Annotated in this window: 16 protein-coding genes and 2 riboswitches; of the genes, 7 read left to right on the forward strand and 9 right to left on the reverse strand. The window is 45.8% G+C overall.

Annotated features, from left to right (window positions below):
- Positions 1-63: 63 nt before the first annotated feature.
- Positions 64-251: riboswitch (cobalamin riboswitch) on the reverse strand.
- A 133-nt stretch (positions 252-384) separates the two neighbouring features.
- On the forward strand, positions 385-561 hold the full coding sequence (locus VP97_RS23805; RefSeq protein WP_156153466.1) for a hypothetical protein: 177 nt from the start codon (positions 385-387) through the stop codon (positions 559-561).
- A gap of 103 nt (positions 562-664) precedes the next feature.
- Here the strand turns inward: VP97_RS23805 and rraA are convergent, their stop codons facing one another.
- A complete protein-coding gene (gene rraA, locus VP97_RS10780; protein ID WP_425388457.1) occupies positions 665-1,147 on the reverse strand; it encodes a ribonuclease E activity regulator RraA in 483 nt (160 codons plus the stop codon).
- A 114-nt stretch (positions 1,148-1,261) separates the two neighbouring features.
- Between rraA and VP97_RS10785 the strand changes: the two genes are divergently transcribed.
- Positions 1,262-1,597: a YflT domain-containing protein gene (locus VP97_RS10785; RefSeq protein WP_050181818.1), complete on the forward strand. Its 336-nt coding sequence runs from the start codon at positions 1,262-1,264 to the stop codon at positions 1,595-1,597.
- Here the strand turns inward: VP97_RS10785 and pabC are convergent.
- The 4 genes from pabC to VP97_RS10805 all read right to left on the reverse strand — a co-directional run bounded on the left by pabC (position 1,566) and on the right by VP97_RS10805 (position 4,920).
- Positions 1,566-2,402 carry an aminodeoxychorismate lyase gene (gene pabC / locus VP97_RS10790; RefSeq protein WP_050181819.1) on the reverse strand — a complete coding sequence of 279 codons (837 nt, stop codon included), beginning with the start codon at positions 2,400-2,402 and terminating at the stop codon, positions 1,566-1,568. The genes VP97_RS10785 and pabC overlap by 32 nt on opposite strands.
- Positions 2,387-2,977, reverse strand: coding sequence for an aminodeoxychorismate/anthranilate synthase component II (gene pabA, locus VP97_RS10795; RefSeq protein WP_050181820.1), 591 nt, complete (start codon positions 2,975-2,977; stop codon positions 2,387-2,389). Before pabA ends, pabC begins: the two co-directional genes overlap by 16 nt.
- Positions 2,974-4,344: an anthranilate synthase component I family protein gene (locus VP97_RS10800; protein WP_245629873.1), complete on the reverse strand. Its 1,371-nt coding sequence runs from the start codon at positions 4,342-4,344 to the stop codon at positions 2,974-2,976. Before VP97_RS10800 ends, pabA begins: the two co-directional genes overlap by 4 nt.
- A gap of 63 nt (positions 4,345-4,407) precedes the next feature.
- Complete coding sequence (locus VP97_RS10805) at positions 4,408-4,920, reverse strand: class I SAM-dependent methyltransferase (RefSeq protein WP_050181822.1); 513 nt, start codon at positions 4,918-4,920, stop codon at positions 4,408-4,410.
- A 71-nt stretch (positions 4,921-4,991) separates the two neighbouring features.
- Positions 4,992-5,093, reverse strand: a riboswitch (SAM riboswitch).
- 101 nt (positions 5,094-5,194) lie between these two features.
- On the opposite strand from VP97_RS10805, the gene VP97_RS10810 reads away from it, so the two are divergent.
- Positions 5,195-5,971, forward strand: a complete 777-nt coding sequence (locus VP97_RS10810) for a carbon-nitrogen family hydrolase (RefSeq protein WP_050181975.1) — start codon at positions 5,195-5,197, stop codon at positions 5,969-5,971.
- Between the two features lie 105 nt (positions 5,972-6,076).
- Here the strand turns inward: VP97_RS10810 and metA are convergent, their stop codons facing one another.
- On the reverse strand, positions 6,077-6,985 hold the full coding sequence (gene metA / locus VP97_RS10815) for a homoserine O-acetyltransferase MetA (protein ID WP_050181823.1): 909 nt from the start codon (positions 6,983-6,985) through the stop codon (positions 6,077-6,079).
- Positions 6,986-7,149: 164 nt separating this feature from the next.
- A complete protein-coding gene (locus tag VP97_RS10820; RefSeq protein ID WP_050181825.1) occupies positions 7,150-9,303 on the reverse strand; it encodes a DNA topoisomerase III in 2,154 nt (717 codons plus the stop codon).
- A gap of 137 nt (positions 9,304-9,440) precedes the next feature.
- Here VP97_RS10820 and VP97_RS10825 point away from each other — a divergent pair, with 137 nt between their 5' ends.
- The 4 genes from VP97_RS10825 to VP97_RS10840 all read left to right on the forward strand — a co-directional run bounded on the left by VP97_RS10825 (position 9,441) and on the right by VP97_RS10840 (position 13,562).
- Complete coding sequence (locus tag VP97_RS10825) at positions 9,441-10,154, forward strand: hypothetical protein (RefSeq protein ID WP_050181827.1); 714 nt, start codon at positions 9,441-9,443, stop codon at positions 10,152-10,154.
- 25 nt (positions 10,155-10,179) lie between these two features.
- On the forward strand, positions 10,180-12,357 hold the full coding sequence (locus tag VP97_RS10830) for a GDYXXLXY domain-containing protein (RefSeq protein ID WP_050181829.1): 2,178 nt from the start codon (positions 10,180-10,182) through the stop codon (positions 12,355-12,357).
- Between the two features lie 504 nt (positions 12,358-12,861).
- The gene (locus VP97_RS10835) at positions 12,862-13,257 is read left to right on the forward strand and encodes a methyl-accepting chemotaxis protein (protein ID WP_050181831.1); all 396 of its coding nucleotides are present in this window, start codon (positions 12,862-12,864) and stop codon (positions 13,255-13,257) included.
- The gene (locus VP97_RS10840) at positions 13,227-13,562 is read left to right on the forward strand and encodes a hypothetical protein (protein ID WP_156153467.1); all 336 of its coding nucleotides are present in this window, start codon (positions 13,227-13,229) and stop codon (positions 13,560-13,562) included. Before VP97_RS10835 ends, VP97_RS10840 begins: the two co-directional genes overlap by 31 nt.
- Here VP97_RS10840 and VP97_RS10845 read toward each other — a convergent pair.
- Positions 13,502-14,839: a hemolysin family protein gene (locus VP97_RS10845; protein WP_245629874.1), complete on the reverse strand. Its 1,338-nt coding sequence runs from the start codon at positions 14,837-14,839 to the stop codon at positions 13,502-13,504. The genes VP97_RS10840 and VP97_RS10845 overlap by 61 nt on opposite strands.
- Before the next feature lie 108 nt (positions 14,840-14,947).
- Positions 14,948-15,982, reverse strand: a complete 1,035-nt coding sequence (locus VP97_RS10850) for an STAS domain-containing protein (RefSeq protein ID WP_050181838.1) — start codon at positions 15,980-15,982, stop codon at positions 14,948-14,950.
- Positions 15,983-16,087 lie beyond the last annotated feature (105 nt).

Consider the following 16,087-nt stretch of genomic DNA (forward strand, 5'->3'; position numbering starts at 1 on the left):
CGGGGAGAAAGGTGCATGAAGAACAGGAACTTGCCGTTCATCACACCACCTATCCGCGCAGGTCTTTGGTGCATGACTAAGGCAGGTCTCCTGGCTTATGTTCATCACAGCCGGCGCCTTCCCATGCTTAAAGCATAGTGACGTATTTACCGGCTGCTCCCATTTACAGTGGCGGGACCGCGCTGGATTTTCACCAGCTTCCCTTTTCAGAATCCGCACGTAGCGGCTTCACCTTACTCATTTCATATATGTTTTCCGTCATCGCTCATTATACCCGAAGAAGGCGCCAAACTGAATACTTTTTAAAGATTCCGTTTGGAAGAGTGAGACAAAGGTTTATTGTTCAAAATAGGTGGAAGAAGAGGAAGAAAGGAGGCGGGTTCAATGGACGGATTAACAGCTTTTCTGCTTTTCACTGTTTTAATCATTGTTGGTTTTATCCTGATTCGCTTTATCCGCGGTTCATCGAAACCTGCAGATACGCCCCGCGCTGAAAGGGCACCGGAGGAAGATGAACAATTTATTAATCATCGTGACCCTTCACATGATGACAAACTTTAACGAGAAAAAGACGGCTCGACCGTAAAAAAAGATAGTCAGGCCGTCTTTATATCTGCACGTTTTAAAAAATGATAATAAGGAAGAAAAGCGGACTTTTTAACTCTTACTTTTCATGTACCGGTTTTTCAGCGAGCAGAACACCGTCTTCATCTACATAAACATATTGTCCCGGTACAAATTCAGCTCCGCCAAATGTGACGGAAATATCCCTTTCTCCTTCACCTTTTTTCACACTTTTAAACGGATTACTGCCAAGAGCTAAAACACCAATAGTTTGTTCGGCAAGCTCCGCCGTATCACGTACACATCCATTGATAATCATACCGGCAAGTTTTCTTTCTTCCGCAATGGCACCGAGCAAATCCCCGACGAGTGCGCAATTTCTCGAGCCGCCTCCGTCCACAACAAGAACATGCCCGGACGGAATGGTTTGAAGCGCCTCTTTTACGAGTACATTGTCTTCAAATACTTGTACCGTCGAAATAGGCCCATGAAATTGTTTCCTGCCCCCGTACGATTTCAGCTCAAGTCCGACGAGCGTTAGTTCTTCTGCATATTCATCACATAAATCAGCTGTTTTAACCAATTTTATCATCTCCCTTTTTATTTAGGTTCGATAAATACCGGGTGATTCCCTTCAGGTTTTCACGTAGAAATCACAGGGAAAAGAATGATAATTCACTTTGCAGGGAGGCTTATTATGAAATATGTACTTGGCTTATTTGATGGAGAAATTGATGTTATCCGTCAGATAGAAGATTTAAAAGTGGAGGGGTATGACCCATCTAAGATGACAGCTCTTACGAAGGATGCGGATGTATATTTAACCATCCAAAACCGTACGGAAGCAAATGTAGAAACCGCGGGCCCTTCCTTAAAAGAAAAAGTAAAGTCGATTTTTACCCGGGAAAAGCCGGTGAAAGACGCGCTTATTGATTTTGGTTTGTCTGAAGAAGATGCGGAAAAATATCATGAGGAGCTTGCAAAAGAAAAAGTGCTGCTCGTCACAGACGAACAGCACACCGGTACTGTGTAAATAAGCGCTGGACCACTTCGCCGGCAGCACCAGGAAACACTCGCCCTCCAAGCGCCTGCAGAGGTACAATTTCCTGAATCGAATTGGTCACAAATACTTCGTCAGCTGCTTCTGCTTCAGCTCTTGTATACAGCCCTTCTTCTACCTGAAGGTTTGTATCCCGGGCTATATCCATGACAAACTCACGGGTAATACCATTTAAAATGCCTGTTTGGAGCGCTGGTGTGTACAGCGTTCCCTCTTTTGTCCAAAACACGTTGGATACAACACCTTCTGCCACAAAACCATTTTCGGTCAAAAACAATCCTTCTATAGCAGGATCGCTTCCGGCTTCTCTTTTGCCGAAGATATTATTTAAGTAATGGTGTGATTTGAGCCGGCTTTTTCCTTCCGGGCGATTGCGCCGCGTTTCGAGCCAGATCCCCCGTTTTTCAGTCATTGGTCCGGCCGGCGCCAGTTCTTTCTGAAAAACAATTACATTCGGTTTTTGATATGGAACAGTTTGCAGCCCGATATCTCCTTCACCGGCTGATACGTTAAATCGAATATACGCATCACTCCAGCCATTCGCCCTTTTCAACTGCATTAAAATATCAAGCACTTCATCCCGTGAAATGTAAAGATCAATCTGAAGCTCCTGTAAGCTTTTATTTAACCGGTTCAAATGCTCATCGAGTAAAAAAGGTGTTCCGTTGTATGTACGAAACGTTTCAAATACACCAATGCCATATAAAAAGCCGTGATCAAACGGAGAAATACGCACTTCGCTATTAGGAACAATTTGGCCATTTACGTACGTGAACATGTTGTTTCCTTATACGTGTCCATAAAGTTCTGCAGCATTTCTTTCCCGTATTCTGTCATAATTGATTCAGGATGAAACTGTACTGCTTCTACCGCCCATGTTTTATGGCGAATCGCCATGACTTCGCCTTCTTCAGTCCAAGCAGATATTTCAAAGCAGTCAGGCAGGGTTTCTTTTTTTACAATAAGCGAATGATAACGGGTTGCCCGAAATGGGCTTGGCAGGCCTTTAAAAATGGTTTTGCCGTCATGAAAAACAGGCGACGTTTTACCGTGCATAAGCCGCTCAGCTCGTACAACATCACCGCCGAAGCTCTGGGCAATCGACTGCTGGCCGAGACAAACACCAAAAAGCGGAATGCGGCCGGACAATTTTTCAACGGTCTCCAGACTGATACCCGCTTCGTTCGGTGTGCACGGTCCCGGACTGATCATGACGAAATCCGGCTTCATTTCTTCGATTCCGGCAACCGTTACTTCATCATTTCTCCGGACAACAAGGTCTTCACCAAGCTCCCCCAGATATTGAACGAGATTATACGTAAATGAATCATAATTATCAATCATTAAAATCATAGCGCATCCTCCGCAAGTTCCATCGCTTTTAACATGGCAGCTGCTTTTTTCAGCGACTCTTTATACTCATATTCCGGCTTTGAGTCAATCACAATACCAGCACCGGCCTGTACATACCCGTAACCATCCGTACTGAGCATTGTGCGAATCACAATATTTAATTCCATGTCCCCGTTATAGCCGATCCAGCCAATGGATCCTGTATAAATTCCCCGTCTCACCGGTTCGAGCTCTTCGATAATTTCCATTGTCCGAACTTTCGGCGCTCCCGTAATGGTACCGCCCGGGAAAACCGCATCAATTACGTCTGCATTCGTTTTACCGTCTGCCAGCTCCCCGCATACGTTAGATACAATGTGCATAACATGTGAATACTTTTCAATAACCATAAATTCATCGACATGCACCGATCCATAACGGGAAACCCGCCCCAGATCATTGCGCTCTAAATCAACAAGCATCACATGCTCAGCCCGTTCTTTTTCGTTGTTAATCAATTCAGCGGCCAGACGCTCATCCTCGGCATCATCTCTTCCACGTGATCGTGTTCCGGCAATGGGACGAGTTGACAGCTTTTGTCCGCTTTTTTTTACAAGCAGCTCAGGTGATCCGGATACTACTTGAAAGTCCGGTGTTTGAATGTAAGCCATATAGGGAGAAGGATTGAATGTACGGAGCGCCGTATACACAGCAAGCGGCGGCACCGTAAGCGGACGGGCCCGGCGAACAGACAAATTCACCTGAAATACGTCTCCCGCTGCAATATATTCACGAATCCGTTCAACCGCTTCTTTAAACTGATCCTCTGGAAAAGAAACATCCGTTTTATCGGTTCTATGCCCGTTTTTCCAATCGATCTGATCGGCTGGATCGAGCCATTTTCCAAACCAGTCATCCAGCCCTGCATCCGTTTGGGCAAGCTGCATCACAAAAAGCTCATTCGTTTGATGATCAAACGCTGCCCACTGGTCAAAAAACAGGAAGCATGTGTCTGGAAGGCCAATGTCATCTTGAGCGCAGTTCGGAAGCTCCTCGATAAACCGGACGTAATCGTAGCTGATCCAGCCAATCGCACCACCTTGAAAATCCGGCAACTCATCCTGCCTTGGCACTTTACGTTCATCAAGAAGCGAAACAAGCGTATGAACCGGGTTGCCAGCTATTCGCTGCACTTTTCCTCCTTTTTTTAACGTAAGTCCTTCTTTATCTGAAACCGCTACAGCAGAAGGCTTAATGCCGGCAAAGCTGTACCGGCCGCCCCGGCCGCTTTCAAGCAGCGCATGATAGGGTTCGTTATTCGAAAGTGCTGTATATTGGTAAAAAAATTGTTCATGTGTGTATGACGTTTTTCGGTAAAAAATGTTCACGTGGTGCCACCCTTCGCATATTGTTGCCCTTATCATAATACGGCGGCTCTCATTTTGAAAATGTTATTTTACCGCCACGAAACGGTTCACTTTGACCGGGTACTGGGAAGACACCAGCTCTGTCCAGCCGTTTAATACAGCTTCCTGCGCTGTCTGGGCAGACAGCTGCTGAAAGAGAATCGTGGAAAAGCCGGCTGCCTTTATTCTTTCCCAGTAACCAGCAAGCGATTCTGCATATGGATAATCTGACGATGCCGGAAGCGAACTTGATTCAGCAAAATCAGCAACAAACCGTCCACCTTCTTTGAGTGCTTCATATGCTTTAGCTGTCCACTGCGCACCATCTGCATAAGGGTGAATAGAAAGCGGTGCTGCGACTGTATCAAATTCACCTTGTTTCACCTGTGAAAAAGAAGCGGCTGGCAAAACAGATGCACCGGCATCTGAACATCTTGCTGTGAGTGTCTCGGAGCCGCCGATAATCATGACCCGTTCTCCCTGCTGGGGTTGGATAGTAGTGTACAAATTTCCTTGTTCAATCTTTAATAGCTTGTCTGTTTTATTTTTGACGGTCATGACCGACGCCTCCTTTTTAAAATAAAAAAACCTTTCTTCACGAAATAAGAAGAAAGGTTTTTCATTGAATCTTCTTATCTCTCAGCTTTCGCTGCAAGAATTAGCACCGTGCCTGCTATAGGTCGGTTGCCGGGTGTCATAGGGCTTGTCCCTCCACCTGCTCTTGATAAGATGTATATAGTTGTCCGTTTATTTGTTAAGGAGGATTATGCCATGTTTCATTTTCCCTGTCAACCATGTTACAATTTCTAAAAAGATAACGGAGATGAAAAGAATGAAAATTGCCTGTCTGCAAATGGATATCGTGTTTGGCGACCCGGAAGCAAATTACCGCCGGGCGGCAGACTTTTTAACAGAAGCAAGTGAGGCTGGCTGCGAGCTGGCTGTGCTGCCGGAGCTTTGGACAACCGGCTATGATTTAACACGGCTGGATGAAATTGCGGACCGCGGAGCCGAGCGGGCCAAGCAGTTTTTAACAGAGGCTGCTCAAAAATACGGCATGCACATTGTCGGCGGATCGGTAGCGAACGATACGGGCAGCGGCGTTAAAAATACAATGATCATTGTTGATAAGGATGGACGCCTCGTTCATGAATACAGCAAGCTGCATCTCTTCCGGCTGATGCAGGAAGAAAAATATTTAATCGACGGAGATGGAGATGGCCTGTTCGAGCTTGCCGGTGAAACGATGGCCGGCTTTATCTGCTACGATATTCGATTCCCGGAGTGGTTTCGCAAACAGGTTGTAAATGGCGCTCGCGTTTTGTTTGTTCCGGCGGAGTGGCCGCTTGCCCGTTTGGATCACTGGCGCACACTGCTTATGGCACGCGCCATTGAAAACCAGGCTTATGTAGTCGCCTGCAATCGTGCTGGTTCTGATCCTGCCAATCAATTTGCCGGTCATTCTATTATCATTGGTCCGTGGGGCGAAGTAATTGCCGAAGCAGGTGAAGCAGAAGAAATGCTGGTCGGTGAAGTGGATTTTGATGCGATCGATGAAATCCGCAGCCGTATCCCTGTTTTTGAAGATCGAAGAACGTCATTTTATTAAAAGCAAAAGCGCTGCCGATTTAAGCTGGCAGCGCTTTTTTATGTAACCGGCTGTATTCCCTGAACGTAAAAAACCCGCCCATTATGCATGGACGGTCTTGCTCTTTCATTTCCATTCGTACGGTGTTTCCTGGTAAACGTAGTAATTGAGCCAGTTTGAATACAACAAATGAGCATGAGAGCGCCATTTGTTCGGCGGCCGTTGAGCAGGGTTATTACCTGGAAAGTAGTTTTCCGGCATATCCACTTCCACGCCTTTCGCGCAGTCACGCTCGTACTCTTCTGCCAGTGTCGTTGCATCGTATTCAAGATGACCCGTTATCATAATATTCCGCGCATCTTTTGACATGACGAGCAGCGGACCTGCTTCTGGTGAAGAAGCAAGCAAAATCAGCTCATCGTTCGCTTCGATCGCTTCCTGGCTGACATCTGTGTAACGGGAAACCGGTGCCCAAAATTCATCGTCGAAGCCGCGCAGCAGTTTCACAGTCGGATCAGTGATCGTGTGCGCATATACACCAGAGCACTTTCTCGGCAGTTCAAACTTGCCAATGCCGTAATGGTGATAAAGCGCTGCCTGTGCCCCCCAGCAAATATGCAGGGTAGACGTGACATTTGTTTTTGCCCAGTTCATAATGTCCTGCAGCTCCGGCCAGTAGCTGACCGTTTCAAACTCCATTAATTCAATCGGGGCACCGGTAATAATTAAACCGTCATAACGGCGGCTTTTCGCTTCTTCAAGCGTAATGTAAAATTGCTCCAAATGGGACTTACTTACATTTTTCGATTCGTATGTGGCCGTATATAAAAATGAGACATTTACCTGAAGCGGTGTATTTCCAAGCAGACGCAAAAGATGTGCTTCTGTTTTTTCTTTTTCCGGCATCAGGTTCAGAATTAAAATATTAAGGGGACGAATATCCTGCATTCTGGCACGATCCGCGTCCATGACGAATATATTTTCTTTTTCCAGCACCTCGCGTGCTGGCAGCTGATGCGGTATATTAATCGGCATAATGTTCCTCCCTACAAGTCAGAATGGACAAGCAATCAATAAAAGCAGTACCCGAGTGGGTGTTCCCTGCTCTTGTTTCTCAAATCATTATAGACACCTTTTTCTGAAAAAAACAACCGCTTCAAATTATTATTTTCAAATAATAATCCAAAGCGGTTGTTCGATTATAACTTTAAGTTTTTCAAAGCGTCTGCCAGCGCCGTGTTAATCGGCTCATCCTGATTTTGTTTTTTCAGGTACTGATTCACATCGCGCTTATTTGCTGCACCCTTGCCACTGTTTTGTTTTCTTTTCTCAAACGCAGATAGTTTTTCCCGGTGGCCGCATTTGCAGACAAATAGGCGCCCCTCTCCTTCTCCACGCATTTCCATCTTTTTATGGCAGTTCGGGCAGCGGGCATTTGTTACACGGGCAATCTGCTTGCGATAGCCGCATTCGCGGTCCTGGCACACGTGCATTTTACCCTTTTTCCCATTTACTTCAAGCAGCAGCTTGCCGCATTCAGGACATTGCTTTCCGGTCACATTATCATGCTTGAATTTCGCATCGCTGTTTTTAATTTCATTTGTGACGCTTTTTGCATAAGTGCGGATTTCCGCCATAAACGTCTCAAATTTCAGCTTTCCTTTCGCGATTTTCTCAAGCTTTTGCTCCCAGTCCCCTGTCAGCGCCGGCGTCTGCAGGTCTTCAGGAACAAGATCAAGCAGCTGTTTTCCTTTAGAAGTAACACGAATATTTTGTCCTTGCTTTTCGATTAAGAACGTATTAAACAATTTATCGATCACATCCGCACGGGTCGCAACCGTTCCAAGTCCACCCGTTTCGGTTAAAGTTTTCTTCACGTCCTGGTCCACACTCATAAATTTTGCCGGATTTTCCATAGCGGACAGAAGGGTGCCTTCGTTAAAAAACGGCGGCGGCGTTGTTTCGCCTTCTGTTGGAATCAGCTTACTCACTGGAAGCTCCTGATTTTTTTCGACAACCGGTAGTGACGGCTCCGCGTCTTCATCCTGTCCATATACTTCCTTCCAGCCGGCAGATTTGACTACATTGCCTTTAACGGTAAATGTCTCTCCACCAATATTGGCTTCAATTATGGTCTGCTCGTATTCATACGGCGGGAGAAGAACAGCTAAAAAACGCTTGACGATCAAATCATAAATTTTCCGTTCCTTATCGCTTAGCTCATTCAGCATCGGCGGCTGCTCGGTTGGTACAATGGCATGGTGATCACTCACTTTTGCGTCGTTAATAACCGATTTTCCTGGCTGAATACCGCGGCGCAGTACTTTTGCCGCAAACGGTGTATAAGGGCGCACCTCTACCGCTTCTACCCGCTCTTTTAAAGTGGACACCATATCCTGCGGCAGGTAGCGTGAGTCTGTACGTGGATACGTGACAAGCTTATGGCGCTCATACAAATTTTGCATGGCATTCAGTGTTTCCTTTGCTGAGTAGCCAAACAGCTTATGTCCGTCACGCTGCAACTCTGTTAAATCATACAGCTCTGGTGCATATGATTTTTTTGCTGTTTTTTTCACATTCGTAATCACTGCCCTGGCACCTTCGATTGTCTCTATCCGCTCATCACGCTTTTCTTTTGAAAACGTCCGGCTGTTTCCTTTTACATCCTGCCACGTCAGTTTCATACCGCCTGCTGATGCTTGAATGCCATAGTAGCTCTTCGGCTGGAAATTCTTGATCTCCTCTTCCCGTTTGGCAATAATGGCAAGCGTTGGTGTCTGCACCCGTCCGCATGAAAGCTGCGCATTGTACTTTGTTGTCAAAGCTCGTGTCGCGTTGATCCCAACAAGCCAGTCGGCTTCAGCCCGGGCGACGGCAGATCGATACAGGTTTTCGTATTCACGGCCATCGCGAAGTTTTTGAAACCCTTCCTTGATCGCTTTATCCGTCACTGATGAAATCCATAAGCGTTTCACTGGCTTTTTCGCATGTGCTTTATCGATAATCCAGCGCGCAACCAGCTCTCCTTCGCGCCCTGCGTCGGTCGCAATGACGATAGTGGAGACATCTTTTCGTACAAGCTGTGCTTTGACTGCATGAAACTGCTTGCTCGTCTGACGGATGACCACCGTTTTCAAGTTATTTGGCATAAGCGGCAGATCCGCTATATTCCATGTTTTGTATTGATCACCGTAGCTCTCAGGGTCTGCATGCGTCACAAGATGGCCAAGTGCCCACGTGACAATATATTGATTTCCTTCCAAAAATCCGTTCCCTTTTTTGCTGCATCCTAGAACGCGGGCAATATCACGGGCAACGGATGGTTTTTCTGCGAGTACAACAGTTTTGCTCATATAACCATCCTTCCTATTGGTGCACTGCTTCTATTATATCACACGACTAAAAGTTATTTTAAAATAGCAACCAGAAAAAGGACAAGGGTTAGCGCATATATGTGAAAGGGAATAGAACGAAAAAAGGAGGCGGTTTTGTGCGAATTTTTTGGCTTAATTTAATTGGTTTTCTTGTCGTTGTCGCTGTGAACAGCCTGGCAAATGCTCTCCCTCTTAACGGCCAGACGACAGGTGACATCTCCGACAAAATAACCGTCCTTTTTACACCGGCAGGTTACGTTTTTTCCATCTGGGGACTGATTTATTTACTGCTTCTTGTCTGGCTGCTTCGAGGCTACAAACCATCCCACATTGACCGGAAAGTTCATGTGCCATTCCTATTGAGCTGCATTTTTAATGCCACATGGATTTTTCTCTGGCACTATGAATTTTTCGCACTCAGTACAATGGTGATCCTTACTCTGCTCGTGTCACTTATCATCATTTACACACGTGTGGAAAGGGAACGCTTTTCATTCTGGGATCGATTTCCGTTTTCTATTTATCTCGGCTGGGTCAGCGTGGCTGTAATGGCCAATATCAGCTATACCTTAACCTATTATGAATGGAATGGCTTTGGTCTTTCGGCTGTTGTCTGGACGTTTATACTGCTCATAGCAGCTTCAGTGCTGGCTGTTACATTCCGCTTTTCATACAGGGACCGCGTGTATCCGCTTGTATTTGTGTGGGCCCTTGCTGGTATTGCTGTCCGGAATTGGACAGCTGAACCTTTCATTGCTTATACAGCAGTCGCAGCAGCTTTGTTTGTTTTTCTCTCTGCTCTCTTCTCCCGCAAAAAAATAGTATACTAAAAGAAAAAGAAGAGGGGGACCATACATGTTTGCACAAAAAAAGGGCGATATTCCTTATTTACTTGGCCTCATTTTTTTCTTTGCTGCCATTATTTATTTTTTTGCCTCCAATTGGCCCGGGCTTGAGCGTCCAGTAAAAATCGGTTTAAGTGTATCCATTCTGCTTCTATGTGCGCTGCTGGCTCTTATCTACCGAAAAAGCCGTACTTTTGCTTATCTTAGCAACTGGTGGCTGCTGCTGTCGGTTGTTGCTTTTGGAGTTGCCGTGGCTCTTATAGGCCAAATGTACAACTCACATGCGGATTCATATATCCTGTTTTTAGTCACGCTTATTCCTGCTGTGCTGCTGGCCGCTTTTACACGATATCGGCCGCTGTACTGGCTGGTATTTTTATTATTTGAGCTTACCTTCTGGCTGAAGCTGTATCCGACCGGTGTCTTTATTACCTATACGGATGGCGAGCAGTTGCTTATTTATGTAGGGGCCATTCTTTTGCACGGAGTGATTTACGTTTTCTGGCGCAGACTCCAGGAAGAAAAGCTTTCGTTTATTTCTCTGGCCATCATGCAGGGGTGTGCTGTTTATTTGCTCGATACGCATATGCTTTATGATGTGCTTGCCGGCAATATGGATTACCGGGCCGTTTTTCTGCTGCTTCATGCTGCATATATTGTATTCATCGTTTTGTTTTGGAGAGCATTTATCGGCTCACAAAAAAGCCATCCATTTGAATTAGGCGCTCATCTTTTGTTTTTCGGGTTGTATGCGGTTCCAAATGTGTTTTATATGACCTACCAGCTGCTTGGTGAATTTATTTTTTACACAGGTTTTCCGATGCTGCTTTTACTTTTTGCATTTAGCATTATCGGCCTTCGCAAAATTGCCGCTTCAGGCAGCTCACACGATCAAAAATGGAGACGGTATACCGTTACGTTTTTTACGGGAGCTCTGGCGTTAATCGGTACGCTCATTGCCGTTTTTTCTCTTAGCTCTTTCGTCGGTATGATTTTTGGGTTCAGCGGAAATTTCTCACTTAGCTTTATCATGTTAGCCATTGTTTGCACCGCTACAGGTTTAGCCATCAAGAAAGAATCATGGCAGGTTGTCCGCCTCACACTGCAAATTACCGGCCTTATTTTCTCATTTTCTTATCTGGCAGTTGAATGGGAGGTTATCTGGACTGCATTTTTCCTTGCCGTTCCGCTCGTTCTCCTGACTGTTCTGCTGTTTAAACGAAAGGAATCAATCCTCTATTATATAGCGGCCAATGCTGCACTTCTATATGGTATTTTGCGCCTGCTTGCTGAAAATGATGTTTCCCTTTCTGTCAGCACATGGGTTTTATTCTCAGCTGCTGTAGGAAATGCAGTTGTCTTTCTTTCTCTTAAAGAATGGCCTGTCGGCTTAGCTGGTTTTTGGTTGTCACTCGTCTTTATGCTTTATTCACTCACTGAAGAAGGATGGGATTCTCTTTTTCTTCATGCAGCGTTTCTGTTGTATATTTTCTGGCACCTATTCAAGCCTGCTTTGGAAACAAGACTGTACAACTGGCCAGTGTGGGCAGCGTTCGTCGGCTTTTTTATATGGAAATACTACGAATACGCCTGGCTGCTCCTGCATAAATCACTATCGTTTTTACTAATAAGCCTGCTTTTCTTCGCTCTCTGGTTTCTTTGGGGAAGAAATCATACCACCCCTGTTGTTGCAAAAAAATGGAGTACGGGTTTGTTCGCAGTTGTGCTTGTTTTGCAAACTGGCTTTGTGATCATAACTGCCTGGCAGAAAGAACAGCTTCTTCAAAACGGAGAAATGGTCGCATTGGAACTTGCACCGGTTGATCCTCGCTCGCTTATTCAAGGAGACTACGTTCAGCTTGGCTATGCAATAGGAACAGCTTATAACGATCAGTTTTTCAATAGCTCTGCTGCGCCGCCGGAAGGAAGGATTCATGTTTCTCTGGAACCATCAGCTGACTCTATTTCTTATGATGGAAAACAAATTCCTGTTTTTAAAGCAGGTGAATTTACGCACCAGAAACCAAACGGCCTGTTTATAAAAGGATCGGGCGAGTATGGAACATTGACGCTCGGCATTGAGCATTTCTTTATCCCTGAAAACACGGGTACGCAGTGGGAACAAAAAACCCATGCTATTGTCCGCGTCGCCAAAAACGGAGATGCACTTTTAGAGACACTTCGCTAAAAACAGCCCAGCAGGCATGCTGGGCTGTTTAGTGTGTAGACAGAGTCTTTCTCTTTCAAAAAAAGAGCCGATAAGAGAAGCCTGCCGGACTTCGCATTCCACGGGCAGTGCGGGAGCTTTCTCGGCTTACGCCTGCGGGATCTCCCGACTCACTGTACGTCCCCGTCCGGCCGGCTTCTCTAAGTGGTGTTGAAGACCCATCAGCCAGTGACTGGATAGATATGTTTCTTTTTTAAAAAAAGAAACAATACGACCTTTTTAGCTCTATACACCCTTGGTGCAAGCCACTTGGAGGCGGGAGGGCAGCGCAGACTCCTATGGGACAAGCGCGCAGATGAGACCGGTGGAGCCGTCAGGCGAAATCGGGCTCAGCGCCTGAACCATGGAAAGCGGAGCTGCCCGGACGCCGCCGATCTATCCCATTCATGTACACGGTTATCAATTATTTGTCTACGGTCTGAACAGCCCAGCAATTATACTGGGCTGTTTTTGTCATGAGCCAATATGAAACCAGGCGATAAAAAGATTCAGCAGCTAAGCGAATCTACGGCAAAAATCAATCAAATTGCCGGAACAATTGCGGGAATTGCTGCTCAAACAAACCTGCTGGCCTTGAATGCTTCGATCGAAGCGGCACGGGCAGGTGAGCATGGAAAAGGATTTGCCGTTGTCGGCGAGGAAGTCTGCAAGCTGGCCGAACAGTCCAATGAAGAAGTGCTCCAGGTTGAAAAGCTGGTCCAGGATATTATCGGGCATACGGATCATGTAGTAAACGCGATGAGTGAAAATACAGGTTTTGTTGAAGCCGGAAACCAGATGGTCCATTTTACTGCCCGGGCGCTGACAGACTCGCAGCCGTTCCCCAAGCGATGGCTGAAATCGGCGAGGTATCCCGCTTGACCAATGAAGAAGCGGTTCATTCCGCGGGCGTGGTTCAGTTGATCAGCCGGCTGGCTGCTTCTGTACGGGATATTGAAGACCGAACGGCAGACATATCAGCAGCCGCCCAGCAAACCTTTTCCGCCATTGAATCGGTAGCCGATCGCTCTGTTCAAACAAGCTTGATGGCCAGTAAACTCAATAGCATTGTTGCCCAGTTTCGCCTTTTAAAAAAAGAGTCTGCGAAAAATCGCAGACTCTTTTTTTATTCAGCCGATGCAGCTTCAGTTTCCATTGGCTTGGCTCTTTTTACTTCGATTGCATGAATATGATGACCGTCCGCATCGCGGATAATGAATTCGTAGCCATCCTGCTTAATGGAATCGCCAAGCTTTACGTCAATATTTTCTGTTAGTGCCCAGCCGCCCAGCGTATCCACTTCTTCATCTGAAAGATCGGTGCCTAACAGGTCATTTACTTCCGAAATAAGCAGACGGGCATTTAATAAATAATGCTTTTCTCCAAGCTTTTGAACGTCTGGTTTTTCATCGGTATCAAACTCATCCCGGATTTCCCCGACAATTTCTTCTAAAATATCTTCAACCGTAACCAGTCCTGACGTGCCGCCGTACTCATCCATCAGCACAGCCATGTGGATACGCTCTTTTTGCATTTTCAACAGCAAGTCATGAATGGGAATGGTCTCAATAACACGAATCACTGGCTTGACAAATTCTTCAAGCGGCCGGCTCCGATCACTGTTGCGGTTCAAATAATAAGAAAGCAGTTCCTTCATATTAACCATGCCGAGAATATTGTCTTTATCCCCATCATCCACCGGATAGCGTGTATACTTTTCCAGTTCAATAATGGATGTGATTTCATTCCACGTTAAATCCTTCGAAAGGGTAACCATATCGGTGCGCGGAACCATAATTTCTTTTGCAACGCGCTCATCAAATTCAAAAATACGGTCCACATATTTGTACTCCGACTGGTTAATTTCTCCACTTTTAAAGCTTTCCGATAAAATAATTCGCAGCTCTTCCTCTGAATGTGCCATTTCATGCTCGGATGCCGGCTTTAGTCCGAAAATACCGACAAGTCCGCGCGCAGAACCATTTAGCGCTTTAATAAACGGATACATCAATTTATCAAAAATAATAATAAGCGGCGAAAATGTTAATGTTACCAGTTCTGCTTTTTGAATCGCAACCGTTTTTGGCGCAAGCTCCCCTACTACTACGTGCAAAAATGTGACCACTGAAAACGCAATAATAAACGATAAGACACTTGCCGCCGATGCACCGACTTCAAAGTGTTCGAATAGCGGATGCAAGATGGCTTCTACTGTTGGTTCACCGAGCCATCCAAGCCCCAGCGCCGTAATAGTAATGCCGAGCTGGCAGGCAGATAAATATTCATCCAGGTTCCCCGTGACCTTTTGTGCAGCAATGGCCCGTTTGTTTCCTTCTTCGACGAGCTGATTGATGCGTGACTGGCGCACACGAATAATGGCAAATTCAGTTGCTACAAAAAAGCCAGTTAACACAATGAGCAGCGCGAACGCTAATAATTTAATCGCAATTTCTCCGTCTATCAAAATGCGGGAAGAGCAGTCCTGCCACCCTTCCCTCTCACCTCCCGAGGCAAAAAATAATTTTTTCTATCACCGTATTTTCTTTCATCATACCAAATAGCAAAGGGTTTCTTATAATAATTCGTCTTCCTTTTTCACAATTTGCATACCTTCAAGCGCAATCGCATAATGAATCGCATGCTTTAAGGTCGCAAAGCACTTTAAATCGTTTAAATAAATACCTTTCGATGCCATTTCCATCCCCAGCTCCGGTGAAATACCGGCCACAATCGGCACCGCGCCAATCAGCTGAACGGATTGCGTAACTTTTTCGAGCGTGCTTAAAATTAAATTATCCATCGCTCTAATACCCGTTACGTCTAAAATCAACATGCCTGCTTTGTGTTCAACGATAGCCTGAAGCGCTTTTTCGGTAAAATCATCAGACCGCTCCTGGTCAAAGCGGCCCATAACTGGTGTGACTAAAATACCATCAAGAACCGGAATGACCGGTGATGAAAGCTCACGGATCAGCTTGCGCAGCTCAATCGTCCGGTTTTCCACCATCGCTTCAAGCTGAGTGATCACCTGCTGCTCCTGCGTTTGAATATGTTCGCGAACATTTTCAGATGGTGTTTTTGGAGACGGAAACAATTCAATTTCCTTATATGAACTTTCATCTATTGATGTATACTCGTTTATTTTATACCAAACGGTTTCACCTAGCAGTCCGCTGAACACACCGGCCCAATGGCCTCCCAGGAATGTGCCCGGACTTTCTTTCCCCTGTGCCTGCACAACTTTGCTTTCCCAATCATTGCGAATCGACAAAACAGCACGGCGTTCTGTTAAGCAGAGCCGCTTGAATGCTGTCGCTCCCCAGCCGGCTGCTGCATAAAGATTCGGCAGCAGCTCCAGTGCTTCTTCCACACTCCAATTTTCTTTATAAAAATTGCTGACAATTTTTCCTGTCCGGTATCCTGCGGTTTCCATGACAACCCGGGCGGATTCTGCACCTGTTACTTCCTCAATCGTATCAATGAACGTTTTGAGCGCTGTTTTTGTCCAAAAAAGGACTACATCTGCTCCCTCAAACTGGAATAACCCCTCTGCCCGGTCCCAGCGAAGGCTCGTTCCGTTGATGTCGATTTGCTGTTTTTCCTGCATCCGTCATCCCTCCCGCATTTTCTCATACAGTCATTTTACAATGAGTATCCGCTGTTTAACAGTTTTCTCCCGATTTTTTCGGAAAATGATATAATGATCAAAAAA

It is taken from the genome of Domibacillus robiginosus, from assembly GCF_000966195.1.
GTDB lineage: Bacteria > Bacillota > Bacilli > Bacillales > Domibacillaceae > Domibacillus > Domibacillus robiginosus.

Excerpts from the sequence above, each read along its gene's own strand:
- VP97_RS23805 (WP_156153466.1), top strand. The coding sequence starts at position 385 with ATGGACGGATTAACAGCTTTTCTGCTTTTCACTGTTTTAATCATTGTT.
- VP97_RS10785 (WP_050181818.1), top strand. The coding sequence starts at position 1,262 with ATGAAATATGTACTTGGCTTATTTGATGGAGAAATTGATGTTATCCGT.
- pabC (WP_050181819.1), bottom strand. The coding sequence starts at position 2,402 with ATGTTCACGTACGTAAATGGCCAAATTGTTCCTAATAGCGAAGTGCGT.
- pabA (WP_050181820.1), bottom strand. The coding sequence starts at position 2,977 with ATGATTTTAATGATTGATAATTATGATTCATTTACGTATAATCTCGTT.
- VP97_RS10805 (WP_050181822.1), bottom strand. The coding sequence starts at position 4,920 with ATGACCGTCAAAAATAAAACAGACAAGCTATTAAAGATTGAACAAGGA.
- VP97_RS10810 (WP_050181975.1), top strand. The coding sequence starts at position 5,195 with ATGAAAATTGCCTGTCTGCAAATGGATATCGTGTTTGGCGACCCGGAA.
- metA (WP_050181823.1), bottom strand. The coding sequence starts at position 6,985 with ATGCCGATTAATATACCGCATCAGCTGCCAGCACGCGAGGTGCTGGAA.
- VP97_RS10820 (WP_050181825.1), bottom strand. The coding sequence starts at position 9,303 with ATGAGCAAAACTGTTGTACTCGCAGAAAAACCATCCGTTGCCCGTGAT.
- VP97_RS10830 (WP_050181829.1), top strand. The coding sequence starts at position 10,180 with ATGTTTGCACAAAAAAAGGGCGATATTCCTTATTTACTTGGCCTCATT.
- VP97_RS10835 (WP_050181831.1), top strand. The coding sequence starts at position 12,862 with ATGAAACCAGGCGATAAAAAGATTCAGCAGCTAAGCGAATCTACGGCA.
- VP97_RS10840 (WP_156153467.1), top strand. The coding sequence starts at position 13,227 with ATGGCTGAAATCGGCGAGGTATCCCGCTTGACCAATGAAGAAGCGGTT.
- VP97_RS10850 (WP_050181838.1), bottom strand. The coding sequence starts at position 15,982 with ATGCAGGAAAAACAGCAAATCGACATCAACGGAACGAGCCTTCGCTGG.